At 41.5% G+C, this 24987-nt stretch carries 19 protein-coding genes and 1 rRNA gene; 8 read left to right on the top strand and 12 right to left on the bottom strand.

The window, feature by feature from the left end:
- A 5S ribosomal RNA gene (rrf, locus tag AB9K32_RS03090) occupies positions 1-104 on the top strand; the annotation flags it as partial.
- Positions 105-164: 60 nt separating this feature from the next.
- Here the strand turns inward: rrf and AB9K32_RS03085 are convergent.
- The 5 genes from AB9K32_RS03085 to AB9K32_RS03065 all read right to left on the bottom strand — a co-directional run bounded on the left by AB9K32_RS03085 (position 165) and on the right by AB9K32_RS03065 (position 6654).
- Positions 165-3047: a hypothetical protein gene (locus tag AB9K32_RS03085; protein ID WP_369884307.1), complete on the bottom strand. Its 2883-nt coding sequence runs from the start codon at positions 3045-3047 to the stop codon at positions 165-167.
- 162 nt (positions 3048-3209) lie between these two features.
- Positions 3210-3863, bottom strand: a complete 654-nt coding sequence (locus tag AB9K32_RS03080) for a hypothetical protein (protein ID WP_369884306.1) — start codon at positions 3861-3863, stop codon at positions 3210-3212.
- Positions 3851-4780 carry a hypothetical protein gene (locus AB9K32_RS03075; protein WP_369884305.1) on the bottom strand — a complete coding sequence of 310 codons (930 nt, stop codon included), beginning with the start codon at positions 4778-4780 and terminating at the stop codon, positions 3851-3853. Before AB9K32_RS03075 ends, AB9K32_RS03080 begins: the two co-directional genes overlap by 13 nt.
- A 10-nt stretch (positions 4781-4790) precedes the next feature.
- Positions 4791-5699: a DUF4412 domain-containing protein gene (locus AB9K32_RS03070; RefSeq protein ID WP_369884304.1), complete on the bottom strand. Its 909-nt coding sequence runs from the start codon at positions 5697-5699 to the stop codon at positions 4791-4793.
- Between the two features lie 7 nt (positions 5700-5706).
- Positions 5707-6654, bottom strand: a complete 948-nt coding sequence (locus AB9K32_RS03065) for a hypothetical protein (protein WP_369884303.1) — start codon at positions 6652-6654, stop codon at positions 5707-5709.
- A 319-nt stretch (positions 6655-6973) separates the two neighbouring features.
- Between AB9K32_RS03065 and AB9K32_RS03060 the strand changes: the two genes are divergently transcribed.
- Both AB9K32_RS03060 and AB9K32_RS03055 read left to right on the top strand, forming a co-directional pair.
- Positions 6974-7711 (top strand): LytTR family DNA-binding domain-containing protein, encoded by a 738-nt coding sequence (locus AB9K32_RS03060; RefSeq protein WP_224837343.1) that lies wholly within the window; start codon positions 6974-6976, stop codon positions 7709-7711.
- A 7-nt stretch (positions 7712-7718) separates the two neighbouring features.
- The gene (locus AB9K32_RS03055) at positions 7719-9218 is read left to right on the top strand and encodes a sensor histidine kinase (protein WP_224837344.1); all 1500 of its coding nucleotides are present in this window, start codon (positions 7719-7721) and stop codon (positions 9216-9218) included.
- Between the two features lie 72 nt (positions 9219-9290).
- Here the strand turns inward: AB9K32_RS03055 and AB9K32_RS03050 are convergent, their stop codons facing one another.
- The 3 genes from AB9K32_RS03050 to AB9K32_RS03040 form a co-directional block, all read right to left on the bottom strand.
- Complete coding sequence (locus AB9K32_RS03050) at positions 9291-10757, bottom strand: glutamate synthase subunit beta (RefSeq protein ID WP_369884302.1); 1467 nt, start codon at positions 10755-10757, stop codon at positions 9291-9293.
- Between the two features lie 8 nt (positions 10758-10765).
- Complete coding sequence (gene gltB, locus AB9K32_RS03045) at positions 10766-15271, bottom strand: glutamate synthase large subunit (RefSeq protein ID WP_369884301.1); 4506 nt, start codon at positions 15269-15271, stop codon at positions 10766-10768.
- Positions 15272-15580: 309 nt separating this feature from the next.
- A complete protein-coding gene (locus AB9K32_RS03040) occupies positions 15581-16723 on the bottom strand; it encodes an acyl-CoA dehydrogenase (RefSeq protein WP_252080581.1) in 1143 nt (380 codons plus the stop codon).
- Positions 16724-16959: 236 nt separating this feature from the next.
- Between AB9K32_RS03040 and nhaD the strand changes: the two genes are divergently transcribed.
- Genes nhaD through AB9K32_RS03015 form a run of 5 tightly spaced genes read left to right on the top strand, consistent with a single transcriptional unit; the run spans position 16960 to position 21581 of the window.
- Complete coding sequence (gene nhaD / locus AB9K32_RS03035) at positions 16960-18345, top strand: sodium:proton antiporter NhaD (RefSeq protein WP_252080580.1); 1386 nt, start codon at positions 16960-16962, stop codon at positions 18343-18345.
- A gap of 57 nt (positions 18346-18402) precedes the next feature.
- A complete protein-coding gene (locus AB9K32_RS03030; protein WP_224837349.1) occupies positions 18403-19095 on the top strand; it encodes a MotA/TolQ/ExbB proton channel family protein in 693 nt (230 codons plus the stop codon).
- 10 nt (positions 19096-19105) lie between these two features.
- Positions 19106-19492, top strand: a complete 387-nt coding sequence (locus AB9K32_RS03025) for a biopolymer transporter ExbD (RefSeq protein ID WP_014032087.1) — start codon at positions 19106-19108, stop codon at positions 19490-19492.
- Entirely contained in the window at positions 19492-20370 is an 879-nt protein-coding gene (locus AB9K32_RS03020; RefSeq protein WP_369884300.1) for an energy transducer TonB, read from the top strand. The genes AB9K32_RS03025 and AB9K32_RS03020 overlap by 1 nt, the downstream gene beginning before the upstream one ends.
- Positions 20370-21581 (top strand): folylpolyglutamate synthase/dihydrofolate synthase family protein, encoded by a 1212-nt coding sequence (locus AB9K32_RS03015; protein ID WP_369884299.1) that lies wholly within the window; start codon positions 20370-20372, stop codon positions 21579-21581. The genes AB9K32_RS03020 and AB9K32_RS03015 overlap by 1 nt, the downstream gene beginning before the upstream one ends.
- Positions 21582-21587: 6 nt before the next feature.
- On the opposite strand, the gene AB9K32_RS03010 is transcribed toward AB9K32_RS03015, so the two are convergent.
- The 4 genes from AB9K32_RS03010 to AB9K32_RS02995 all read right to left on the bottom strand — a co-directional run bounded on the left by AB9K32_RS03010 (position 21588) and on the right by AB9K32_RS02995 (position 24806).
- Positions 21588-22322, bottom strand: a complete 735-nt coding sequence (locus tag AB9K32_RS03010) for a LytR/AlgR family response regulator transcription factor (RefSeq protein ID WP_369884298.1) — start codon at positions 22320-22322, stop codon at positions 21588-21590.
- A 13-nt stretch (positions 22323-22335) separates the two neighbouring features.
- Positions 22336-23181: a sensor histidine kinase gene (locus AB9K32_RS03005; protein WP_369884297.1), complete on the bottom strand. Its 846-nt coding sequence runs from the start codon at positions 23179-23181 to the stop codon at positions 22336-22338.
- Between the two features lie 216 nt (positions 23182-23397).
- Positions 23398-23733 carry a DUF4907 domain-containing protein gene (locus AB9K32_RS03000; RefSeq protein WP_224837355.1) on the bottom strand — a complete coding sequence of 112 codons (336 nt, stop codon included), beginning with the start codon at positions 23731-23733 and terminating at the stop codon, positions 23398-23400.
- Positions 23734-23810: 77 nt separating this feature from the next.
- Complete coding sequence (locus AB9K32_RS02995; protein ID WP_369884296.1) at positions 23811-24806, bottom strand: Kelch repeat-containing protein; 996 nt, start codon at positions 24804-24806, stop codon at positions 23811-23813.
- Between the last annotated feature and the right edge of the window lie 181 nt (positions 24807-24987).

Here is a 24987-nt window from a genome sequence, read left to right as displayed (position 1 = left end):
CCATGGCGACGGGGCCCACCCCTTTCCATTCCGAACAGGGAAGTTAAGCCCGTTTGCGCCGATGGTACTGCCACACCAGGTGGGAGAGTAGGTCGCCGCCTTCCTTGAAGCCCTTTACGTAAGTGAAGGGCTTTTTTGTTTATAATAATGAAGGAATTAATGAATTAACAGGAGACAAACGAATAACTGCCTCCCATGGCTCCAATCAAATTTTCAATAGTACTTGCGCCCGTTCCCAATCGTCCTAAGCCAACATATAGTATTTCCTTATAAACGTCACATGCCAAATTAGCCAAAGCTTCCTTTATTATTTCATCCATTCCTGTTGTATTCATCAGTATTAAAGCTTCAGATGCCAATGCATATAATTTAACTAGGGTTAGACTATAGGTTGCTACAATTCCAACAGGCATTGTGCCTACACCCATCATGGTCATTCCTAGATTCATTTTAGAGACAAGTTTGGAATACTCATCAAGTACTGTTTCTAAGTTTTTTAATTGTGCGTAAGTGGTATTGGTTCCACCTCCGGTCTGATCGGGTAGAATTCCATAAAGTTCTCCTGTCCCCGTATTGATTTGCCAATAGGAGCGATTTTCTAAAGTTATGTCGAATAACTTCATAGTGCTACCTCCAAATATTTGGCGTGAGAAATAATGTAAATCTTTGGGTTTGAGTTCGGGAAGTTGTCCATCAAATGTATTTTGGTCTATATTCAGTGCTAAGGTCTTATCGCCAAGCTCTGAAAGTGTACTTTTCTCAAACACTTTGCCTTCCAAAATAGCAAGTTGTGCTGTCTTGTTCAAGGTTTTTATAAAATGGCCGGTTCCGGTACGTGTCACCGTGATATAATCAGAGGTTGGAAAATAATCAAAAGAGGTGTTGGAGTTTCCTGAATGATACCCGGGCTTAAATTTGATCAAAGACGTACGAAAGCCCCGTGGATAGGTAACGCCTTCTTCAGAAAAACAATTACGCAATGGTTGGACCATACTTAATAATATGGAAGGGTAACTTTGGGTTCCTTTGTTCAGTTCTACAATGGCCGTTTCCATGTTGCCATCCTGATACGCTTCAAACCATCCTTTATTGCTCAATAATGTTTGCAAATATTCGGTTAGTTGTATGGAAAGGGTCGGGGCCTCTCGTTCAAAAGACATTACGGCACCACCAAGGATCAGTTCATGAACTTCATCTATCATTTTACGGGTAAGCTTTGTAGGTTGGCCGTAAAAGTCCAGATGTGGTTCGTAACCTGCCAATACCCTTTTTATAGGTTGCATTCCCCTGTGACTTAGGGTAAGGTAAAGTCCTACCATACGGTTTCCCAATAAGTGATCGCTTTTTTCGGGGAACCGAAAAGGGTGTAGGGTGTTATATGAGGTATTTTTTATAGTTATGTCTACGACATGATCACCTGTTTCATCAAAGGAGGTGTAGGTAAGAATGTAGGCAGGAAATTCCAAACCATCAACAATGTGTTTTATTTCAACAATAGTACGCTCTTGATCATTGGCGGCTATTTCAATAAATTCCATGTTCTGCCGTAGGTAACTGTAAACTGTGCCCTGTGGTTTTACATTTAGGAATATTGCAGGGGGACCGTTTTCATAAATCGGGGTAAATGCAGGGTCAAATTCATCGTTGTTATCGCCGTCCGTGGCGTAAAGGATAAGATCAACATCCAATTGTTTCGCTTTAAGCAGAGCGGTATAGATATTGGATCCCGTAGCCTGTAAAATAAGATGCGCCGTTGGATATGCTTCACGGATGGCGGCCTCTGTTTTTTCTAAGAACATTTTAATTTGTTCACCGGCATATTCCGCAGGCATGCTTGAGGAAGTGTCATAAAGTAATAGGATTTTGGGGGATATGGTATTTTGTTTCATCCAGGCCGATACAGGTTTGCCATTATCGGTAACGGAAAAGTTGTTTATGGAAAGACCTTCGACGATTGCCCCAGAAGCGTCCATGGGACTTAGTTCGAGCCGTACTTTTGGAAATGCTTGAGGCAGCAACTTAGCTTCAAAGCTGTGGATTTTTTCAATGGCACCTGCTTCTTCTGACTCTGGTAAACTAGATGGACTATAGGTTTCAAAAATCCGCTCTCCTTCCATAGTGATAGGCTCTCCCATAACAGAGCGTTCCTCTGCAGTCCCATGTTCTTCATTTAGGCATTGGACGGCAAAACAGGGGGTAAAGTGGGCAATTTGGGACACGGTTTGGGTTGCTTGATCTGCTAAAGTCATATTGTTGAGAAATTGGACCTGTATTTGGTTTCCCAAAAGTTCGGACAACTTCCATGTTCCCGATAGCAATTCAGTTTCGTTCCAATGATCCAGAGCTCTACGGCAAGATAGGGTTAAGGTGACTTCCTCATTCTCAAAAGGTCTCATTTCTACGGCATCATAAAAATGGTTTTCGGTGTTGGTGGGGTGTAGGTTTCCAAATGATACCTCTGGGTCAAATACATGTGCATACTTTTCTTCTTCCCCATCCTTAAAAGCGACCGAGGGAACGGCATCTGCATGAAACCTGAAGTTTACAATACTGTCCCTAATAAATTTTGGGTGGATTGTGTTGAGCAGTTTATTGGAGAGGTTATTGGCTTGTTCCAGCAGGTCGGGAATAACATCCACACCTCCCTGCGGAGCGGATATACCCAATGCCTTGTACCATTTTTTTATTTTACCTTCCGAAACAGGAGGATTAAATGCTGGCATGTATTTTCGGAAAACTATTGCTTTTGCCTCTTCCAATGAAATACTGGTTTTCTCCATTATCACGCGAGCTTCGTATCCAGCATCCACTAACATGTCCTTTAAGATCTCTGCTTTTTCCCTTGGGGTTGCCAAACCACAGCGTAGTGCCATTACTGTTCCATAAATGGAACCATAGGGCGCATGGTGCAGAAAATCGCTTTGCCAAGGTAAAACCTGAAAACTATCCCTTACGAAATCTGTCATGGCCTTGGGGTCTTTGGAGGCTACAAGAGTCTTGCGTCTGCCCATAAAATGGTCCGGGCTCTGTTCTAAGGCTTTTATCATATCTTGCCAGACTCCAAATGGCGGCCTACCCAAATCTTCACTACTGCAGCTTTGAAGTAGTAACGGAGACAAAAAAACTCCGGTTCCCCCTAAAACCAATTGTCTAAAAAATTCCCGCCGGGATCGATCGTCCAAACCTGTCGTGCCTTGATTTTTCATTTGTTATTGACGTTCTAATTCTCTCAGTTTTTCCAATTTTAATTCCTGTACTATTTGGTCAAGGGATTCCCTAGTGAGTTCGTTAAGTTTTATATCCACTGCAAATCTTTCGTTATAGAACATGGATGCATTGAGTCTGTCCTCTTCCAAATAGGACACCTTGGCTTTTAAACCGTTTACGGTTTCCGTTTTGGTACTTCCCCAAGCACCTTTGTCGTTAATATTTAATGTGCTCGAAGCTCTGTAAGGAGCAACACCATTGGCACCCTTTTCACCGGCACCGTCTATGATCATGATTCGAATTCTTGTATTTCCCTGACTATAATTCGCCGTGCACGACCCAACACCAGGGAGTAGGTTAATGGTAGATGATGTTAAAGGAAGTCCCAACATGGTCTCCGGCAACCAAGAGGCAAATTGTTCTTTGGTGAGAGGTGTTTTGTTCAAGAGGGAATTCTTGTTTTCTTCAAAAGATTTTGATGGTGTATTGGATACCACAGTCTGGGTGGGTTCTTGTTCTTGTTTTTTACGGTTGTTTGTGTTGCAGGCAACCAAACAAAATACAGTTTGGATAATGAGTACTGTTCTTATGGTCTTCATAATGGTTTTAGCTAAAAAAATATTGGAGATGTACTTTATCGGTTTTAGTTGCTGCATTTGTAAAGGTTGCTGAGTTTCGCGATTTCAACGGTCTTAGAAAGCATAAATTCTGGGGTGAACATTTTGCCTACAAAATCGACCATGCTTGAAATTTCTTTCTGGGACCCTTTCTTGCCTTGAGTAAAGGTTTTAATATCTAATTGTTCATTGGCATTTTCAAACTTCTTATAAAGTTCAAGGTGCGGAAATTCATTCATGATTTTATCATCAAACTTTTTCCCATGATCTTTTTCCCATAATTTTTTTAAATAGTCTTTTTGCTCAGCAGATAGGCTTTCAAAAGATTTATCTTGCTGTTCTAGCACGGCAATGACATACTGTTCATAAGCTGCGTAGCTTGTAGCTTTTTTACTGGCATGTTCGTAAGCTTTCAATAGTATTTCATTGTCACTAAGTGACCCAAAAAAATAATTTTTTATTCTCTGTTCATACCCAAGAATAACTTCTCTCTGTTCATTTTCATCTAAGCTTTCATCGGAAAGCCCATAAAACTCTGTGGGACAATAATTAATGTTGCCCCCGGTCAAGAGTAAGAGTCCCTCAATGCCCAACCACTCTTTTTTTTCGCAGGCATTGCCGGCCAATTCAACTCTTCGGTCTGCATAGGCCAATGCTTCGGCATAGGCGCCCATTACCTGCAGACATTTACCGGTATAGGACTCGTTTTCAAATTCTTTTAATGCTTGGCTTAGGTTTTCTATAAGTGCTTTAAAAGCTGGGTCATCGGTCTTCTTCAGTAATTTGTCGACCATTTGTCCCATGGATTGGTTGTCGGCTTGGGTTTCTGCTCCGCCTTGGGCTTCCTCTACAAAATCCATGGCGGTCTCCATTACATCGCCCATATCGAATTCTTGGGCTTGCAGATGGGTAGTGGATATGATTAGGAATACTATATAAAACACTATATTTTTCATACTAATATTTTTATGGGTTGGATGAGATATAATCCGCTTTTGCCAATACGAAGTCTTCTTGGATCAGTTCGGTGCATACCATGCTGAAATTGTCCTTTTTCTTTTTGGCGGATTCGAACTGCATTTCCATGAACATGGTATTGTTGCCAATGGGCAGGCCTGTTGTGGGTATGCTTTCTGCCTGTCCCATGCCTCCCAAGAACCCCACTGGGGCCTCATCGGTGAGCCAAATTTTTGAGATGCCTTCCTTGCTTGTGATTTGATACCCCTGACACGTATATCCGAGTATGGTTTTGTTCCCGATCGGCGTGACCTGCACGTCATCAGCGTTTGACTTTTGCTCCATTTTCTTGGCCATTTTTTCCATCATTTTTTTTCCTACGGGCATTTTCATGGCCGATTTACGTTCACCGTCATCCATGAACATTACAACTATTTTATTCTCCATGTCCATTATGGAAATACTGTTGGTGGTTCCCTGCTCTTGCCAGTTGCCAAAATACCTTTGGTCCGGTTCCATCCAATACTGAATTTCGGTTTCGTCCTTACGCGTGGTTATTTTCATTGTGGCCTTATATGAAAAGGTGTAGATGTCAGGTACTCCATTCAGGTCCTTTCCCCCGAATAAACCGGCCATTTTTTGCTCCATCGCTTTGTTCTTGGCATCAGTTTGTTTTTTGGTAGGCGTATTTTTCTCTGTTTCACCAATGCTCTTAGGGGTCTTTTTGCCTTTTTTTCCTTGGGTAATGGAATCGATGGCGCGGTCCGTTCCTTTTGAGACTTCTTTATCGGTTCGTTCCAAAACGGTGCGCTCTGCAGCGTCTTTGGCTTTCTTCTTTAGTTTTTTAAAAAATTGGGCATTTGATTGACCCATGATTAAAAAACATATCAGTGTTGAAATAAGTGTTCTTGCTTTCATGGTTTGTTTATTTAATTGTGAATTTGTACATCATATTTTTTTCGTTGGCATGGGGAACTTCGGAAATCAGCACGTAGTTTCCCGGTGATAGGTCAGCATCAAAATATCCGTGTTTCCCAGAAGGCAGATTGTTCATTCCGCCCAAAAAAGTGAATCCCTTTGGGGCAGGGGTGCGCAATCCTCTTGGATTCATCCAGTTCATCCAATGTACCAGGGAATCCAATGATGCCGTTGTATCATATTTAACCAGATTAACATCGTGTCCCAAAAAATGTTCATGGGTCGATTGGTCCCTAAATGTGACCTTGAATACCTGTTTGCCCTTTGGAATATTGTCTGCGACCAAGATGCCTGCTTTGCTTGAAATTTCAATAGCAACCGTTTCTATTGGCGGCGCCAGGTCGGTGTTTGGTCCTGTAACGATAATTTCTTTGTACATACCGTGCGAAGTATGCCACGTGCCGTCGGCCATTTTCACATAACATTCCATTATATAAAGCCCAGGCTCAAGATAGATAGTACTTATTGCAGTTTTATTGGATGAAATAAGGCCTGTGCCGCCCATATATTTAATTTCTTGGAACCATGCAGGCAGTTTTCCGAAAGCGGTAACTGCGCTTTCCATATCATTATTCATTATAAGTTTCATTCCTTCTTCGAAAGGAGGCAGTACTTCGTTTTTGGTATTTCTGGCATTCTTTCCTTCGGGATATAGATCCATTAATATAAAGTGGACTTCAGTGGACTCGTTGGTGTATTTAAAAGTGTTCCAGCCCGAATTAAGGGTGTCTTTTACTATAAAGTCCATTCCAATGCTCTTTACATGGACCACACCAGGTTGAGTAACGGACCGTGATAGGTCGATACTTTTTTCTTTTCTGTCCAGGTTCTTTTTTTGGCGTTTGCAGGATAGAAGGACAACTATCAAAGTCAGTAGGATGCATAGTGTTCTCATAACAAGGGAAATTCGGTTTTTTGTATATTGAAATTCTGTATTGTTATTGGCCATACACGGGTCAAAACAGAATGGGAGAACTCTGACCAAAGCTAATCAGTGATCATCATTTTTAAAGGCTGTTGCTAGGCACTGAGGTATGGATTGTATTTTCTGTGGAAAGTATTATGTAGTTGGCAAAAAAAAGTCTCAGAGCACTGAGGAATACCATAAAAAGCACCTTTCTATCGAACTATGTGCCCAATCCTACTGAATATGTAATGGTTACGATGAATGTTGCCTTATTGATTATCTTTATTAGGACTTAAGAATTCCAATAATGATCACGGCAATAATTGTAGATGATGAGTACAATGCAATAAAAAACCTGGCTTGGGAAATAGAGAGGTTTTGTGATGATGTAAAAGTACTCGATACTTTTACCGATCCCATGGAAGCTATTTCTGCAATAAACTATTTGAAACCAGACTGTGTTTTCTTGGATATTGAAATGCCGGAAATGGATGGTTTCGAGTTGTTGAACACCCTAAAATATCGGAATTTTGACCTTATTATAACCACGGCATACGATAATTATGCGATCAAGGCCTTTCGCCAGCATGCAATAGATTATCTTTTAAAACCGGTTGACTCCGACGATCTTAAAGAAGCAGTAAAAAGGATAAGAGGCAACAAAGGGCAGAATATGTTGGGAGCAGAGCTCAAAAGTGTTTTTAACGAATGGGCAGATCAGAAATCAAAAAAAATGGCCTTGCCCATGGCAGGGAAAACACTGTATGTAGATCCTGCGGAAATTCTCTATTGTAGAGCGGACGGCAATTATACCGAAGTCTTTTTTGGAAATGGAAAAAAAGAGGTTTTGAGCAAAAGAATCAAAGACTTCGAAAAAATGTTGGGCTCCAGTTTTTTTAGGGTGCACAACTCCTACCTGACCAAACTAAGTGCTATTAAAGAATTTGTAAATCAGGACGGGCAGTACTTAATTCTAGAAGATGGGACCAATGTTCCGGTTTCCAGGTCAAAAAAAGGCGAACTGCTCAAAATATTAAACGGATAAAGCTACATTGGAACAGGGCTACTTAGAATATTTTTTTAACCATCCATTTCAGAACGGCTTCCTGGTATTCACCATTGGAGCACTTTTTTTGCTCACCGTCTATCATTTTATATTGTTCTTTCAGCAAAAGGATAAAATTTACTTGCTGTACAGTGGCTATACCTTTTTTGTGATTCTTTCACAACTACGTCATTTGGAAGAGGGTTTTATTTATCAATTAATTGTTCCGATCAAGGATGTGGTTTGGTTTCCTGTGGTGTCAACAGAAATATATTATGGCATTTACGTGCTCTTTGCGTTGAAGTTTCTGAACATTAAGACACACTTTCCAAAGTGGAACAAGTATATGATCAAAGCTTTAAAACTCATCATGGTTTATTGTTTTATTGTTTTTGTGGTACATCTATTTAATGGGAATAATCAGCTGATAATGAACGGTTATTTTGTTTTTACCTTAATGATGAGCCTACTTGGAATTGTCTGCTATGTTCCATTTTTCAAAGTAAAAAGCCCTTTAAAATATTACATTATTGTAGGATCGTTCTTTCTGTTCTTTTTTTCTGTCCTATCACTTTTGATTTATTTGAAACAAATAGAAAAAGGTTTTCCCATTGAACCATCATATAGTATACTGTATGTTGGGTTTTTGTTGGAAAACACCTTGTTTTCGTTGGGATTGGGTCACAAACAAAAGTTGATTCTCGATGATAGGAACAGGTCTCAACAATTATTGATCGACCAACTCAAGGAAAATGAAAACCTTCAAATCAAGGTCCAGGACCAGTTGAAGGAAAATATGAAGGCTATGGAAATTAAGGCAGAGGCGGAGCGGTTAAAAGGACTCCAGACCCAATATGACAAAGAATTGGCCGAGTTAAAATTATTGGCATTAAGAAGCCAAATGAACCCACATTTTATATTTAATTCTTTGAATTCCATTAAGCGTTACATTATTGATAATGATAAGGAAAAGGCTGTTTACTACATGAACAAGTTCGCCAAGTTGATACGTAGAATTTTAGCCTCTACCATGGAAAAGGAATCTAGCTTGGCCGATGAACTGGAGACCATGGAACTTTATGTGAATATCGAAAATCTCAGGTTCAACAATGAAATCGAGTTCGCGATTACGTGTGGGCCGGATATAAATCCGGCAGGAATCAAAATACCATCACTACTTTTGCAGCCCTTTATTGAGAATGCCATATGGCATGGACTATCCCCTAAAAGGAGCAATAAGCAAATGTCCATTGAACTTTTAAAACATGGAGGCTCCATTATTCGGATAAAGGTAATGGATAATGGAATTGGTTTGCGTAGGTCAAAGCAGATCAAAGAACGCAAGGTCCATAAAAATAATTCCGTAGGGATAACCCTTTCTACGGAAAGATTGGAACATTTTTCAAAACAGTATCAAAGTAAGGGAGCCATTAACATCATAGATTTAGAAGAAACGAGCAAGGAATTGTCGGGTACACAAGTAGTAATCGACCTTCCTTATTTGTAAAGGGGTTTGCAATACGTAAAAACTCCCCAGTACATCCTGGAGAGTTTGTTTATTTAGTTGATCTATGTGTTCTTAAACCCTGGGAAGATCGCCCTCTCCCTTAAGTGGTAAGCCGGAGCTTCCCATTAAAAAGGTATCCACATGGTGGGCAGCTTCCCTACCTTCGGAAATGGCCCAAACAATCAAAGATTGGCCACGACGCTGATCCCCGGCAACAAATACGCCTGGCACATTGGTTTTGTAATTGGCCGCAGATGCTTTTATGTTGGTCCGTGGGTCAATTTCTAGCCCTAATTGATCGGCAATGGTAGTTTCGGAGCCGGTAAAACCTAACGCCAATAATACCAAATCACATTTCCATTCCTTTTCCGTTCCTTCAACTTCTTTGAGAGTGGGACGTTTTCCGGGTTGCTTGATCCACTCAACTTCTGCAGTGACCAAGCTAGTTAGTTTACCGGTCTTATCCGCATTAAACTTTTTTGTGGAAATACTGAATACACGTTCCGCACCCTCTTTGTGCGAGGTGCTGGTTCGCAATCGCATTGGCCAAAATGGCCATGGCTGACCTTCGGGACGGTCAACGGTGCCTTTTGGCATAATTTCAAAATTGATGACGTCTGTGGCGCCTTGTCGTATAGAAGTTCCAATACAATCGGAACCTGTGTCTCCACCACCAATTACGATTACTTTTTTGCCTTTGGCGGAAATATCTTCATCTTTAAACGGAATGCCATCGACCCTGCGATTGTTCTGTGGCAAAAAGTCCATGGCCTGCACCACTCCTTTAGCATCGGAACCGGGAATGGGCAAGTTTCTTCTCACTGTCGCTCCACCACAGAGCACCAAAGAATCATACTCTTGTTGTAGCTCTGTTGCTGTAATATCGACGCCAACATGGATTCCTGTTTTAAATTCGATACCTTCTTTTTCCATTACCTCCAAACGGCGATCGATTACATTTTTCTCCATCTTAAAGTCTGGGATTCCGTAACGGAGCAGTCCTCCGATTTTTTCATCGCGCTCAAAAACCGTAACCGTATGGCCTGCGCGGTTCAATTGTTGAGCTGCGGCCAATCCAGCCGGTCCAGATCCGATAACGGCCACTTTTTTACCAGTTCTTGTTAGTGGTGGTTTTGGTTGTATCCATCCGTTTTTAAAAGCGGTCTCCACAATGTTTTTTTCAATGTTCTCAATGGATACGGGCGGTTCGTTAATCCCAAGAACGCATGCTTCCTCGCAGGGTGCGGGGCATAGCCTTCCAGTAAACTCAGGAAAATTATTCGTGGAATGCAGGATTTCCGCAGCTTTTTGCCATTTGCCTTGATAAACAGCGTCGTTAAAATCCGGAATCAGATTCCCTAGTGGGCATCCACTGTGGCAAAACGGGATACCGCAGTCCATGCAGCGGGCTCCTTGGTCTTTTAGTTCGTTTTCCTTTAATGGTTTTGTAAACTCCTTATAGTTTTTGATACGCTCTTTCACAGGAACGTATGTTTCATCCTTTCTGTCAAACTCCAAAAATCCTGTAATCTTTCCCATGTCTAAAATTATAAGGTTTGCATTTTTTCTTCTTCCAATCTAATGAGTGCTTGACGGTATTCTTCTGGGAATACTTTAATGAATTTGGGAAGGCATTTTTCCCAATTTTCCAAAATTCGTTGCCCCAACGGGCTCAAGGTGGCATTATAGTGGTTTTCTATCAGGTCTTTTAATTGTTGAACGTCCTTATCCTCATCAACAGGAAGCAGGTTCAAATGGTCGCCGTTGCAGTTTCGGCTAAATGTATTATCGGGATCGTATACGTAGGCGATTCCGCCACTCATACCTGCTCCGAAATTTCTTCCTACGGAACCAAGTATAACGGCAACACCGCCCGTCATGTATTCACAACCATGATCTCCAATACCTTCAACTACCGCTTGTGCACCGGAGTTTCGAACACAAAAACGTTCTCCGGCCTTACCGTTTATATATGCTTCACCAGATGTGGCCCCATAGAGCGTTACGTTACCGGTTATAATATTGTCCTCTGGTTTTATGGTTGATTTAAATGGCACCTTAATGACCAATTTGGCGCCCGAAAGCCCTTTTCCAAGGTAATCGTTGGTGTTTCCGTTAACTACCATGGTAAGGCCTTTTGTGGCAAAAGCACCAAAACTCTGTCCGGCAGAGCCTGTGAAATTGAGTTTTAATGTATTTTCTGGCAATCCGTCTGCACCATATATTTTTGATATTTCGTTACTAATGATTGCTCCAACGGCCCTGTCCGTATTGCAGATCGGAAAATCCAAAGAGGTTTTTTCCTTTCTGAACAAGGCAGGGTGTGCCTTGCCGATAATTTCAAATTCTATGGATTTGTCTATATCATGATGCTGTTTTTCGGTGTTATGGAACTTAGTTCCTTCGGGTACATCCATCTGATAAAGAATTGGGGTAAGGTCTATACCAGCAGCTTTATAGTGTTCAATGGCTTTTTTTCTGTCCAGTTTTTGTACTTGTCCTACCATTTCATTCAAGGTTCTAAACCCTAGTTTTGCCATAATCTCTCGCAGTTCTTGCGCCACGAAGTACATGTAGTTCACCACATGTTCGGGTTTTCCCTTGAACTTTTTACGCAGTTCTGGATTTTGGGTAGCTATTCCCACAGGGCAAGTGTTCAAATGGCAGACCCGCATCATTACACATCCCGAGGCGACCAATGGTGCTGTTGCGAAGCCAAATTCTTCGGCCCCTAAAAGGCATGCAATGGCAACATCCCGGCCTGTTTTTAATTGCCCGTCGCATTCCAGGGTGACCCGATTTCTCAGGTCGTTCATTACCAATGTTTGTTGCGCTTCTGCAATGCCAAGCTCCCAAGGCAGGCCGGCATGTTTTAGAGAGGTCAGTGGCGATGCACCGGTGCCTCCATCAAAACCTGAGATCAAAATTACATCTGCCTTGGCTTTTGCGACACCTGCCGCTACGGTCCCCACGCCAACTTCTGAAACTAATTTTACATTTATTCTTGCTTCCCTGTTCGCAGATTTTAGATCATAGATCAGTTGAGACAAATCCTCTATGGAATAAATATCGTGATGGGGCGGTGGCGAGATCAACCCAACATACGGGGTCGAGTTTCTTGTTTTCGCAATGGCCGGGTTTACCTTAGGGCCGGGCAGTTGACCGCCTTCTCCTGGTTTTGCCCCTTGGGCCATTTTAATCTGAATTTCTTGTGCGCTGGTCAAGTAGTTGGAGGTTACCCCGAATCTTCCTGAGGCTACCTGTTTTATCGCACTGTTTTTCCAATCCCCGGTTTGACTTTTATAGAAACGAGCCGAATCCTCTCCTCCTTCACCTGAATTGCTCTTTCCTCCAATTCGGTTCATGGCAACCGCAAGATTTTCGTGGGCCTCCTTGCTGATACTACCGTAGGACATTGCTCCTGTTTTGAACCTTTTTACAATTTCTGTCCAAGGTTCAACCTCCTCAATGGGAATCGGGTCATAGTTCGAAAACTCGAACAGTCCACGGATGGTCATTAGGTGTTTGGATTGCTCATTTACCAATTTGGAATACTCTTTATAAGTTTCCGGCTCGTTATTGCGTACCGATTTTTGAAGCATGGCTACACTTAATGGATTGAACATGTGCTTTTCACCATTTCTTCTCCATCGATACTCTCCGCCGACCTCTATATCGAGATTGGCCGCTACTTCCTTAGATTGGAACGCCTTGTTATGGCGTTTGGTAATTTCTTTTTCAATTTCGTAAAGTCCTATTCCTTGGATACGGGTAGGGGTGTTGGGGAAATATTTGTCCACCACTTTCGTATTTATTCCAATGCATTCGAACAATTGGGATCCTCTGTAAGAATTCAAGGTGGAAATCCCAATTTTGTTCATCACCTTTAAGATACCTTTCCCTATCGCCTTATTGTAATTTTTGATGGCCTCGTCAAAAGTATAATCGGTGATATTGTTTTCTTCTATTTGCTCTCCAATTATCTCATTTACCAAATATGGGTTGATGGCGCTTGCCCCAAAACCGAACAACAAAGCAAAATGATGTACTTCTCTTGGTTCAGCAGATTCTATAATTATGCTCAATTTTGATCGCTTGCCCAATCTTACCAATCCGCTGTTTACAAAGGAACAGGCCAAAAGAGCGGGAATGGGGGCCATTTCCGTACTGATCATTCTATCGGATAGAATAATAATATTGGCTCCTTCGTCTATGGCATTGGTAGCTTGTTTAAGAATGGACTCCAATCCTTCCTCCAAGCCGTTGTGGCCCTTATTGATCTCGTACAGCATAGAGATCGAGACCACTTTGTAATCCGGGCTGGCATCGTAGTTCTTTATTTTATCCAGGTCTTCTTTTGAAATTACCGGGTTTTGTATTTTAAGCTTTCTGCAGTGCAGTTCGGAAAATTCAAAAATATTATGGTCGCTGCCCAGTGTTAAACTTATGTCGGTGATCAATTCTTCTCGGATACCGTCCAAAGGAGGGTTGGTGACCTGGGCGAACAATTGTTTAAAATAGTTGTAGATCAATTGTGGTCTCTCGGACAAAACAGCAATTGGGGTATCGGAACCCATGGAACCTATGGGCTCCTTGCCGTTTTGAGCCATGGGCATTATTATGGTATTAATATCTTCTTTGGTATATCCAAAAGCAGTTCTTCTGGTTTGTAATGGAAATTCTCCAAAGAAAACAGGGCAGTCGTTATAAGGTATGTCCCTCAAATGGACCAGATTGTCCGTGAGCCATTTCTTATAAGGATGTTTTTTGGCAATGGCTTCTTTGATTTCCTCGTCGTTGATAATTCTGCCTTCCTCCATATTTACCAAGAACATTTTGCCCGGTTCCAATCTTCCATGGAATTCTATGTCCTCTGGTTCCAGTTCCACGACACCGGTTTCCGAAGACATGATCACATAACCCTGTTTGGTCACGGAATAGCGGGATGGCCGAAGACCGTTACGGTCCAAAACGGCACCAATGTAGTTGCCATCGGTAAAAGGTATGGATGCGGGTCCGTCCCAAGGTTCCATTAAGCAGGAGTTGTATTCGTAAAACGCTCTTTTAGATTCGGACATATCCGGGTTTTTTTCCCATGCTTCGGGTACGAGCATCATCATTACTTCCGGGAGTGAACGGCCGGTCATCAGCAATAACTCGACGACCATGTCCATGCTGGCGGAGTCGGACTTTGCAGGTAGGACCACAGGAAGGATATTTTTAATATCGTCCCCGAACCAATCGCTCTGCATTAGTTCCTCACGAGAACGCATGCGAGAGACATTGCCTCTTAGGGTATTGATTTCTCCATTGTGACACATATACCTAAATGGTTGTGCCAAATCCCACATTGGAAATGTGTTGGTGCTAAAACGTTGATGGACCAAAGCCAAACGGGTAACAACTCTCGGGTCCAATAGATCTTCGTAATATCTACTGATGTCCTTTGGTACCAAAAGCCCTTTAAATATGATGATCTTGGTGGAAAGGCTGGGTAGATAGAAAAAATCACTTTGAGAGAGTTTGCTATCGATAACCTTGTGTTCCGTTATTTTTCGGGCAATAAAAAGTTTAAGGTTAAACTGGAAATCGTCCGGGGCGTCTCCCTTTCCGATAAAAACCTGCATTACAAAAGGCTCGGTCTCTGCTGCAATTCGTCCAGGAACCGATCGGTTAACAGGTACGCTTCTCCATCCCAATAGTTCAAGCCCTTGCTTTTTTATGTTCTCTTCGAGAACTTTTATACAAAAGTCCCGTTGATTCTCTTTTTGAGGCAAAAACACGTTTCCAACGGCATAATCCCCTGCATCTGGCAATTCAAAATCACAAACATCCTGAAAAAAAGCATGGGGTATATCGATCAATATTCCAGCACCATCGCCTGTTTTTCCGTCGGAACTTACAGCTCCGCGGTGTTCCAGCTTATCCAAAATTTCAAGAGCTTTATGGATAATGTCGTTGGATCTTATTCCTTTTAGGCTGCAAATAAAACCGGCACCGCAGTTGTCGTGTTCAAATTCGGGAAGGTACAATCCTTGTTTTTTCAATCTCATCATTAACGAATTTTCTCAAAAATATCGAAAAAGATGAGAAAATATCAACAGAAATTGGATATCTATTGATAAAAATCAGTTTAAGAAGTGAAAGTGTGCAAAATGTGTAATATGGGAATATTTCTGTTCATAAATTATCATTCTGACAATTTAAGGGGCATCCATATCTTTTATCCCTGTAAATTGAGGTGTCTAAAAGGGTAAATACTACGCTATATGGGTATCTGCATTCAATTTAAAAGGGATAGGGGCAGGTAAAAATGGGGTGTATATTTACACACCCCCTAAATGAAAGGGGGTGCGTAAGTATCAATCTTTTAAAATACTTCTGGAAATTACAATTTTTTGAATTTCGGAAGTACCTTCGTAAATCTGTGTTATTTTGGCGTCCCGCATTAATCGTTCTACATGATATTCTTTCACAAAGCCATTGCCTCCATAGATTTGTACGGCTTCTACGGCTGTTTCCATAGCAACTTCTGAAGCGTATAGTTTGGCCATGGCTCCGGACAAGGTATAATCATTGCCGGTATCCTTATCGCAGGCGGCTTGGTACACCAAGTGGCGCGCTGCTTGTATTTTAGTGTGCATATCCGCCAACTTGAATGCAATTGCTTGGTGGTTGGAAATTTCCGTTCCAAAAGCTTTTCGTTCCTTGGAATATTTTAATGCCAATTCGTATGCTCCGGCTGCTATTCCCAAGGCTTGGGCCGCAATACCTATTCTTCCACCGGCCAACGTCTTCATGGCAAACTTAAACCCAAAGCCATCTTCGCCTATACGGTTTTCTTTTGGGACTTTAACATCATTGAACATTAAGGAGTGGGTATCGCTTCCGCGAATACCAAGTTTATTTTCTTTGGGGCCAATATCGAAGCCTTCGGCTCCTTTTTCAACAATCAATGCGTTTATCCCACGGTGCCCTTTCTCTCTGTCGGTTTGCGCGATAACCAAGTACACTTCGGCCTGGCTCCCGTTTGTGATCCAGTTTTTGGTTCCATTTAATAGGTAGTGATCACCTTTGTCCAATGCCGTTGTTTTTTGTGAAGTGGCATCGCTACCCGCTTCTGGTTCGGACAGGCAAAATGCACCGATAATTTCACCGGATGCCAATTTGGTGAGGTATTTTTCCTTCTGCTCTTCTGTTCCATAGGTTTCCAGGCCCCAGCAGACCAAAGAATTGTTTACAGATACCATTACCGAAGCAGAAGCATCGATTTTGGATAGTTCTTCCATTGCCAATACGTAGGATAAGGTGTCCAGTCCGCTTCCTCCATATTTTTCGTTGACCATCATTCCCAGAAATCCAAGTTCCCCCATTTTTCTTACTAGTTCGCTTGGAAATTTTTGGGCCTCATCGCGCTCAATAACTCCGGGTAAGAGCTCATTCTGGGCAAAATCTCTTGCCGCCTGTTGTATCATCAACTGTTCTTCGGAAAGTGTGAAATCCATAAAACTGAAAGATTTTTAAAAATTACATACAAATATAGTTTTAGAATATTAATTTTCTATGGAAAAGGATGAATAAATGAGAATGATTGAATTTTTAACGATTCTTTTATTTGTCATTATTTTCCTTTCACATATTTTTATATCCTTAAGATTATGCGGAAATATTCATTTTGAATATCTTTAGCAATTCAGATAACTACTCTAAAAAATTATTCCTTAATTAAACCAATCTTCACATGGAAACCCTTTTAGTTGTCATTTTTGTAATTGGATATTTGGCAATTACCCTAGAACATAATTTAAAAATAGATAAACTTATTCCGGCTTTGGCGATGATGGCCATTTTATGGGCCATGATGGCTTTTGGTATCGATGGTTTCAACACTTGGTTCGATTCCGGAAACCACGCTTTGCTCGAAAATTTCGGTGCTTTTGGCCACGAAGAGAAAATGGAGCTCATGGAGGAGACCTTGTTGCACCATCTTGGCAAGACCGCAGAAATATTGGTATTCCTTATCGGTGCAATGACCATTGTAGAAATTATTGATTATTTTGACGGCTTCTCCACCATAAAATCCTTTGTAAAAACAAGGAGCAAAAAGAAGATTCTTTGGATTTTCTCCTTCTTGGCGTTTATACTTTCTGCGATTATCGATAACCTTACCGCAACTATCGTATTAATTTCGATTCTTCAAAAAATAGTTAAGGACAGGGAAGTAAGACTTTGGTACGCAGGTCTGATCATTATTGCTGCAAACGCAGGTGGGGCATGGTCTCCAATTGGTGATGTTACCACGACCATGTTATGGATCGGTGACAAAGTTTCTACCGCAATGTTGATCGAACATTTGTTGATTCCTTCTTTGGTGTGCATGCTTATCCCTTCTTTTATTGCATCCTTCCTTCCCGCTTTCAAGGGGGAGATCGAGATGGAAGAAGACACCGGGGCAAAATCAAAGTTTGGACCTACCATGCTGTACCTAGGCCTGGCAGCTATTGTTTTTGTTCCGATTTTTAAAACCCTTACCCATTTGCCACCGTATGTGGGGATGATGTTGTCCTTGGCCGTGGTAGCAACGTTTGCCGAAATTTACAGCAATTCCAAAATTGCTATTTCGTCTGTGGATCATGAAAGTGATGCGGCAGCACACCATAGCCCGGTACATAGTGCATTGACCAAAATCGAATTGCCGAGTATACTTTTCTTTCTTGGTATTTTAATGGCGGTGGCCGCTTTGGAATCCCTGGGTCTGCTTTTTAATTTTGCGGAAGGTCTTAAACAGGGCATGCCATTATTGGGAACTGAGATGGCAGGTACTCAAGTGTCGGATTTAGTGGTAATATTATTAGGTATAGGTTCTGCAATTATAGATAATGTACCGCTTGTTGCGGCAAGTTTGGGAATGTTCTCCGAGCCAATGGATGACCAGCTTTGGCATTTTATAGCTTACTCTGCCGGAACAGGGGGAAGTATGCTAATTATTGGCTCCGCTGCAGGGGTTGTGGCCATGGGAATGGAGAAAATAGATTTCTTCTGGTATCTTAAGAAAATATCTTGGTTGGCCTTTGTTGGATTTATCGCTGGAGCAATTTGTTACATGTTTATGCGATATTTGTTCTAAAAAATACTTTAGTTCAAAAATCTCCGTTATAATTGCAACTTAAATTGGGGATTTTATATGAATATTTTTCAAGAAGTAACGGAAGGCACTGAGGCAGCTGCTTCAATTTCCGAGGAAAAGACCTTGTCCGTAATCGATCTTATTGTAAATGGAGGCACAGGAAGCATCATAATTATTATGGTCCTTTTTGTGCTTCTTTTTGTAGCTATGTACATTTATTTTGAACGCATCTTTGCCATTAAGGCAGCGTCCAAAATAGATAAGAACTTCATGAACCAGATTCGCGACCACGTGATGAATGGTAAATTGGAGGCTGCAAAACTATTATGTGCCCAAACGGATTCTCCAGTGGCCCGCCTTACGGAAAAAGGTGTGTCCCGCATTGGAAAACCATTGGACGACATTAATACGGCCATAGAAAATGCTGGCACACTGGAGGTGTACAAGTTGGAAAAGAATGTTAGCGTGTTGGCCACAGTGGCCGGAGCGGCACCAATGATCGGATTTTTGGGAACTGTAATCGGTATGATTTTGGCTTTCCACGAAATGGCAAGTAGTGGCGGGCAGGCCGAAATGGGTTCCTTGGCATCGGGCATCTATACTGCAATGACCACTACGGTGGCGGGACTTGTTGTTGGAATTATAGCTTACATCGGGTATAACCACCTTGTGAACAGGACAGATAAGGTTGTTCATCAGATGGAGGCCAATGCGGTAGAGTTCTTGGATCTTTTGAACGAACCTATATAAATCCTGGGCTATGAAACTGAAGGGAAGAAACAAAATTAGCCCTGAATTCAGCATGTCATCCATGACGGACATTGTGTTCCTGTTATTGGTGTTCTTTATGCTGACTTCCAATGCACCCAATGCATTGGATTTGCTATTGCCAAAGGCGAAGGGAAAATCGACGAACACTCAGAATGTTTCTGTTACCATTGATAAGGACCTGAAATATTTTGTAAACAACGAGCAGATCAACAAGGAATACATTGAAATTGAATTAAAAAAAGCACTAGAAGGTCAAGAAAAGCCAACAATTATCCTAAGGGCAGAAGAAAACGTCGCCATAAAAGAGGCGGTCAACGTTATGGACATTGCCAATAGGAACAGTTATAAGGTTATCTTGGCGGTGCGGCCTAAATAATGTCGTTCTTAGATACGAGACACAAGAAAAAATCTTTTACGCTTACCACTCTTTTGTTAAGCGCATTGCTGCTATTGCTTTTTTATATTGGATTGACCTATCTCGACCCGCCCATTGAAAATGGAATTGCCGTTAATTTCGGTACCATGGAATATGGTAGTGGAGAGGTGCAACCTACAGAAAGGGTGAAGTCCGAACCGAGAGAAGTGGAGAGCCAACCGGAGCCACAGGAGTTTACTGAACCTGCCGAGCCGGAAGAGACTGTTGTTGAAGAAGCTCCTGTTGAAGAGGTGTTGACCAGCGACGATGCGGAAACCATTAAACTAAGGCAAGAGCAAGAGGCTAAACGCAAAGCGGAAGAAGAGGCTCAAAAAGCCAAGGCCGAAGCGGAGCGGATCGCCCGCGAAAAGAGAGAGGCCGAAGAACGGAAGCGCCAGGAACAAGAGGCCAAAAAGAAAAGTGTGGATGCCTTGATCGGCGGAATCGGAAAATCCGCTGGTACGGCCACGGGCAGCGAAGGGGACGATGATCGTGCCGGAGACAAGGGCCAGCCCGATGGCGATCCATATGCAACATCCTATTATGGTTCTCCTGGAACCGGAACCGGAGGGTATGGTTTAAGTGGCAGGGCATTGGCCGATAATGGTAAAGTTCGTCAAGAATGTAATGAAGAGGGGCGTGTGGTAGTTCGTATTGTGGTAGATAGGTCGGGTAAAGTGATCAAGGCAGAACCAGGTGTTAAGGGAACAACGAACAATGCTCCCTGCCTTTTGGAGCCTGCCCGTAAAACTGCAATGCTCCACCGTTGGAACCCGGATTCCAATGCACCTGCGCAACAAATAGGATTTGTGGTAGTCAATTTTAAATTAGGCCAATAGTGACTTATAAAGAAACGTTGGACTGGATGTTCGCCCAGCTTCCGATGTACCAGCAGAAAGGTGCTGCGGCCATGAACGCAAAATTGGATAACATAATCCACTTTTGTAGTGTACTGGGCCATCCCGAAAAAAAATTTAAAAGTATACATGTTGCCGGGACCAATGGTAAAGGTTCCAGTAGCCATATGTTGGCTTCAATACTACAGGAAGCTGGGTATAAAGTAGGACTTTATACATCCCCTCATCTTAAAGATTTTCGAGAGCGCATCAAAATAAATGGAGAAGTTACAAGTAAGGAATTTGTAAAAGGATTTATCTCACGGCACCAACCTTTTTTGGAATATCATAAACTCTCTTTTTTTGAAATGACAGTGGGTATGGCTTTTGATTACTTTGCCCAAGAACAAGTTGATATTGCCGTAATCGAGGTCGGATTGGGAGGCAGGTTGGATTCCACCAATATCATTACACCCGAAGTGTCCTTGATTACTAATATAGGTATGGATCATACCCAATTTTTGGGGGATACTTTGGAAAAGATAGCCTTGGAAAAGGCGGGTATCATTAAACCAAATGTGCCAGTAGTAATTAGTGAGACGCAACCAGAAACGAAAATGATTTTCACCCTTATTGCCCATCAGCTAAAATGCAGCATCGTTTTTGCCGATTCCGTGCCCAATGAGGGATATGAAACCGATCTGCTCGGTGAATATCAACAAAAGAATATCAATGGGGTTGTAACAACCATTCGCCAATTGAAAGGTTTTGATGTCCCGGAACATGCAATAGTTGTTGGTCTTAAAAAAGTGGTGGCGAATACAGGACTTTTAGGTAGATGGCAGGTTTTACAGGAAGACCCAATAGTGGTTTGCGATACTGCGCATAACAAGGAAGGACTAAGTTTGGTGCTCCAACAAATCAAAAAACAAACCTATAAACAGCTTCACATTGTTCTTGGTTTTGTGAACGATAAGGATGTGAAATCTGTATTGGGACTATTTCCAAAGGATGCCAAGTACTATTTTGTAAGGCCCTCAATACCAAGAGGAATGGATGTAGGGGTTCTTTTCGAATTGGCAACTGAACAAGGGCTAATAGGTGAAAAATTTGCATCTGTAGAAGAGGGGCGCCAAAAGGCCTTGCAAATGGCCGAGGTGCAAGATATGGTATATATAGGGGGCAGTACCTTTGTGGTTGCAGAGGTAGTTTAGCTGGTATTACAGTCCCAAATTGTTCAAAAAAGTGGACTTATAGCTTTCCCCGATAGGAATTCTCATATCATTTATTACAATTCGATTTCGTTGTATCGTTTTAATGCAACCTATGTTGACGACAAACGATTTGTGTGCCCTCACAAATTGATGGGAAGGAAGTTTGTCTAGGATTTCCTTAAAGCTCATTAAGGTAAGTATGGCTTTGTTGGTGTCTCGCACATGAATTTTCAGGTAATCCTTTAATCCTTGAATGTACTCAATATCATCCAAGTTTATTTTTATGCTCTCGTACTCCGCTTTTACAAAAATATATCCGGGGTTAGCTGATTTGGATTCTCCGTGGGAAGGGAAAACATTGTCGTTTAAACTAACCGGAGATTTTCTGTATGCCAAAACTTCTTTTGCTCTTGAAATGGCTTTTATAAATCTATGGTAGGGGATAGGTTTTACCAAATAATCGATTGCGTTAAGATTGAAACCTTCAACGGCGTACTGTGAATATGCTGTGGTAAAAATAAACAGCGGGGTGTTGTCCAGTGAATTTATAAAATCTATTCCGTTTATTTGTGGCATTTCAATATCACAAAAGATCAAATCGATCTTTTTTTCCTTGATAACGGAGATGGCCTCCAATGGATTGGTAAAGGTTTCTTCCAACTCAATAAAATCCATTTTTTGGCAATATTCTTTCAAAACGTCAATCGCCAAGGGCTCATCATCAATAATAATACATTTCATAACTGGGGATTTTTTACAGCTGCAATATTAAATCTACCAAATACATTTCTCCAGTATTGGTAATTTTAAGCTCGTGGGAGTTTGGATACAACAATTTTAAACGGTTCTTAATGTTCTCCAATCCAACACCAGAGTTTTTGTTGTGTCCTCTATGTGCACCTATTTTGTTTTCTACCTTAAAATGGATTGTTTTTTCTTCAATGAGAAGAATAATGTTTACATAGGTTCTACCTTTAAAGTCGGTCCCATATTTAAATGCATTTTCAATAAATGATATAAATAATAATGGGGGAACTTTTTTGCCTTTGTCCTCACCTGATATTTTCAGCTTAACATTGGCACTGTCCGATAGTCTTAATCTTTGTAACTGTACATAGTTCTTAATGTACTCCAATTCCTTGTTCAGCGGAACCATATCGTTATCAGCTTCATACAGCATGTACCTCATCAATTCGGAAAGGGAAATTATTGCATCGGATGTCCTATTTGAGTTTTTTACGGAAAGGGAGTAAATGGCATTTAGGGAGTTGAACAAAAAGTGGGGGTTTAACTGGGTCTTCAAAAATTGAAGCTCCGAGCTTACTTTTTCATTTTCCACTTTTTTTCTCAAATCTTCGTTCTTTCTCCATTCTATATATAGGCGCAGTAACCCGCTAACTATGATCGGTGCGCTTAAATTGATCAAGGTAAAGATGTGTCCCATAAATCTCCATGGTCGTCCAGGACCTCTTAGGGGCAAAGATTGATTTATATCCGGCCTAGGGAAAAATGGTGGGTTGTTCGGTCTAGGTGTAAAACCCAAGTGCACGATCAGACCGGCCACTACGATTAAAGATATGCACGTTATTAGATAGATCAATGTCCTTTTTTTTAACAACAATTGAGGGACCAGAACAAAATAGTTGAAATAAAAGAGAACAATGGTAAGGACCAGGCGAATCGGTAAATTGGGAGGTAGTTGCCTTAATTGAAAGAAGAAAGGGAATAGAAAAAAGCCATAAACAAGGGCCCAAAGAAATAGATGGATAAAAAATAATCGAATATGTCTTTTTTCGTAGACCATTAGATAGTAAGACTAATCCAATTTAAAAAGGTTTAATTGTGTTAGTTCTTCTTTTTTAATAATGGGTTGTGTGCCGGCATTAATTTTATCCATCACCAATGTGGCGACCTTTAGTGCGTCTTTTGCTGATCGGAAAGGAACCTTGCCCTGAACGGAAGGCATAAACTCCTGCTGTACCAAAAGTTTTTTCCCGCTAAATATTTGATAACCAAAACCACCATCCACCTTAATGGCCTTTTTGGAAAGCACAGCAGCTTCATTTTTGGTTTTGCTTGTAAGTTTGGTCGTACCAAAAAACAAAAGCCCTAAAATCAACAAAACGGAAAATAAGTTCGGAATCTTTTTCATGGTTTTAAATAAATTTGATTGGGGCCAAGTTTCTGACCTCTTGACCCCAATCGACACAAACTAGAACTGATTAAAAATTAATCTTCATCATCATATTCCTCAAAAGGATAAAATTCATCCAGATCATCCAGATATAGTGAACCGGTGCGTCCCATCCCAATAAAGGCCCTAGAGGAATTGGAGAATACTATGGCATCTTGTCTACTAGATCCCTCAAAGTTGGTTTTCTCTTCCCATGTGTCGGAAGATGGGTCATATTGCCAAACGGAATTGGTGGACCCATTTTGTTCGCCACAGGCAATATATCCATATCCATTGAGTTCAAACCCAAGTGCATTACTGCGTTCCACATTGTAGTCGTCCTCTTCGTCCAGATCTAATTTTTTGGTCCAAGATTCATCTGTAGGGTCGAATGCCCAAAAATCATCAAGGTATATTCCGTTGGAAACGCCGGTGCCAAGGTAAACGGTGCCATTAATGGTAAATGTGGTCGCCGCTCTTCGTTTGTTGCCTCCAAACCCTTCTAATTCTGTCCAAGTATCGGTGCTCGGGTCATATTTCCAGAAGTCTTTCATGTCATTCTCCCCATCGTAGCCTGTACCAAAGTATCCGTAGCCATTGGCGCTAAATGCTACAGCGTTTCTTCTAACAATGTCTGGTAGCGATGCTGTTTGGGTCCAGGTATTGCTGGAAGGATCGTAGGAGTAAAAATCGCCCAATTCGTTTACACCGTCATATCCAGAGCCTATATAGCCTGTTCCATTAAGTTCAAAGCCAACGGCCGCATTTCTTTCTGATCCCGGAAAATCAGCTTTTTGGGACCAATAGTCGCCCTCCATGTTATAGGCCCAGAACGAGTTTAAATAATCGTCCCCATCATATCCGGTGCCCATGTAACCGATATTGTCGATTACGAAACCAGCTACGCTGCTTCTTGGTGTTCCGTCGAATACCGAGCGATCCACCCAGTTCCCTAATTCTTCGTCTTCTTCATCTGTTGAACATGCATTGATAAAAATTAAAGGGATTGCGATAAAGAACACAAACTTTACTATTTCGATTGTTTTTCTCATGTGTTACAATTGAATTTTTTCCCAAAGTTAAATTGGACTTCTTGTCGATCGTAACGGAATATATAAATACATGGATTTAACATATGAATTAGTGGAATTGATCTACGAACGGGATTCTCGGGTTCATCGTATTTATTGGATCCTTCGTCATAAAAAAGCAAAGGTTGGTCTATTCCCATTC

Source organism: Allomuricauda sp. XS_ASV26 (assembly GCF_041224615.1).
Classification (GTDB): domain Bacteria; phylum Bacteroidota; class Bacteroidia; order Flavobacteriales; family Flavobacteriaceae; genus Flagellimonas; species Flagellimonas alginolytica.
The sequence above is the reverse complement of the archived record's forward strand: the minus strand, read 5'-3'. Positions and strand labels throughout refer to the sequence as shown.

What these genes read in the sequence shown, in the direction of transcription:
- AB9K32_RS03040 (WP_252080581.1), bottom strand. Translation starts at nt 16,723, where the DNA reads ATGGATTTCACACTTTCCGAAGAACAGTTGATGATACAACAGGCGGCA.
- AB9K32_RS03020 (WP_369884300.1), top strand. Translation starts at nt 19,492, where the DNA reads ATGTCGTTCTTAGATACGAGACACAAGAAAAAATCTTTTACGCTTACC.
- AB9K32_RS02995 (WP_369884296.1), bottom strand. Translation starts at nt 24,806, where the DNA reads ATGAGAAAAACAATCGAAATAGTAAAGTTTGTGTTCTTTATCGCAATC.
- AB9K32_RS03000 (WP_224837355.1), bottom strand. Translation starts at nt 23,733, where the DNA reads ATGAAAAAGATTCCGAACTTATTTTCCGTTTTGTTGATTTTAGGGCTT.
- AB9K32_RS03065 (WP_369884303.1), bottom strand. Translation starts at nt 6,654, where the DNA reads ATGAGAACACTATGCATCCTACTGACTTTGATAGTTGTCCTTCTATCC.
- AB9K32_RS03070 (WP_369884304.1), bottom strand. Translation starts at nt 5,699, where the DNA reads ATGAAAGCAAGAACACTTATTTCAACACTGATATGTTTTTTAATCATG.
- AB9K32_RS03075 (WP_369884305.1), bottom strand. Translation starts at nt 4,780, where the DNA reads ATGAAAAATATAGTGTTTTATATAGTATTCCTAATCATATCCACTACC.
- AB9K32_RS03030 (WP_224837349.1), top strand. Translation starts at nt 18,403, where the DNA reads ATGAATATTTTTCAAGAAGTAACGGAAGGCACTGAGGCAGCTGCTTCA.
- gltB (WP_369884301.1), bottom strand. Translation starts at nt 15,271, where the DNA reads ATGAGATTGAAAAAACAAGGATTGTACCTTCCCGAATTTGAACACGAC.
- AB9K32_RS03080 (WP_369884306.1), bottom strand. Translation starts at nt 3,863, where the DNA reads ATGCAGCAACTAAAACCGATAAAGTACATCTCCAATATTTTTTTAGCT.
- AB9K32_RS03050 (WP_369884302.1), bottom strand. Translation starts at nt 10,757, where the DNA reads ATGGGAAAGATTACAGGATTTTTGGAGTTTGACAGAAAGGATGAAACA.
- nhaD (WP_252080580.1), top strand. Translation starts at nt 16,960, where the DNA reads ATGGAAACCCTTTTAGTTGTCATTTTTGTAATTGGATATTTGGCAATT.
- AB9K32_RS03060 (WP_224837343.1), top strand. Translation starts at nt 6,974, where the DNA reads ATGATCACGGCAATAATTGTAGATGATGAGTACAATGCAATAAAAAAC.
- AB9K32_RS03010 (WP_369884298.1), bottom strand. Translation starts at nt 22,322, where the DNA reads ATGAAATGTATTATTATTGATGATGAGCCCTTGGCGATTGACGTTTTG.
- AB9K32_RS03085 (WP_369884307.1), bottom strand. Translation starts at nt 3,047, where the DNA reads ATGATAAAAGCCTTAGAACAGAGCCCGGACCATTTTATGGGCAGACGC.
- AB9K32_RS03025 (WP_014032087.1), top strand. Translation starts at nt 19,106, where the DNA reads ATGAAACTGAAGGGAAGAAACAAAATTAGCCCTGAATTCAGCATGTCA.